A 1,324-nucleotide genomic window follows, 5' to 3' on the forward strand; every position below is an offset into this window, starting at 1 on the left:
CACCCAAGCAAAGGAACGTATAGAAGAATTAGAAAAAGAACCTGGTGCAAGTCCTGCAACAACTGCCCCTCCTAGAGAATCAAGTTCTGAAAAAAATAGTACGGCGTTTGCTGAATTTTCACTTTATGACAATGTATAAAAATGAGTTTAGACGTAACAGAAATAGCGAATCATTCTAACAAGTATTACCAACACAATAAACAGGCGATAAGTTTAGAATTGTATCAACCTGAGGTTTGTTCCTCATTGAAATATTTTACCCATAAACCAAACATTGAAAGTGGTTATACGGGTGCAGCTACTTTTATTGATAAGGTTCTTCAACCAATGCAAAGCGGTTTTACACCCAAAACAGGCAAGGTTAAAATAAAACCTTATGACACTAAAGTATTCCCAATAAAAGCTGATATAGAATTTACTGCTGAAGAAATAGAAGCTATAGTAAATAGTGTTATTGGTGACATCATCAAAAGTAAGAAATTTAATAAGTCGAATTATGATAAAATGCGTATGGATGCTGTCGCTCAGTATATCATTAGTTCGATTATCAATTCAGTAGGTAGAGAGTATGAAGAAAACCTATGGAATGGAGTATATAAAACACCTACACAGGGGAACGCTGGTAATGGTATTGATTGCTTCAATGGTTTAGGTACTCAAATTGATAGCTTAATAGATACTGGCGAAGTAAAGGACAAAATAACAGAGGTCACGTTAGGAGCATACACCAAAGAACAGGATGAGTTATCATATGTTAGCTCATTTATAAAAAAACTCCCTAAAGCTCTTTTACTACGTGGTTGTAATATTTATTGTTCACATGAATTTTTTGCTAACGCATTTGATCAGTACAGGACTCTTTACAACTTTGAAACTGATATTAGATCAGAGAGTTATTTAAAATTTTCTGCCTACCCTAACGTTAAACTTTGTCCTATGCTTTGTATGGATTCTTCTAGTGAAGTGAAGATCTGGACTACGGTTGACAATAATCTTGTTTATGCTACCAATTTAGCTATAGAGAAATTAGCATCAATGAACAGCTTCTTATTCGTACCTAAGCCAGACGAAAGAAAGTTAAGAGTAGTTTACGATTTAAAATTTGGCGTAGGTTTCGAGGGCGTAGGCTGTGACGATCAGAAAAATCAAATACTATTTATTTCTAAACGTAATGAAGGCGTAGACGCTTAATAACGATGTTAGATAGAAGTATATTAACTCATCAAAAGATTTATTCTTTTGATGAGGTTTCCCAAATTTTAGGAATAGCACATGAGACTTTAAAAAAAGTCATCTACAAAGGTGAATTGAAAGCATATTCAAG

At 34.0% G+C, this 1,324-nt stretch carries 1 protein-coding gene; it reads left to right on the forward strand.

The window, feature by feature from the left end:
- Positions 1 to 141 precede the first annotated feature (141 nt).
- A complete protein-coding gene (locus tag NH26_RS24815; RefSeq protein ID WP_071397307.1) occupies positions 142 to 1,191 on the forward strand; it encodes a hypothetical protein in 1,050 nt (349 codons plus the stop codon).
- The last annotated feature ends 133 nt before the right edge of the window (positions 1,192 to 1,324 follow it).

Origin of the sequence: Flammeovirga pacifica (assembly GCF_000807855.2) — a bacterium.
Lineage (GTDB): Bacteria > Bacteroidota > Bacteroidia > Cytophagales > Flammeovirgaceae > Flammeovirga > Flammeovirga pacifica.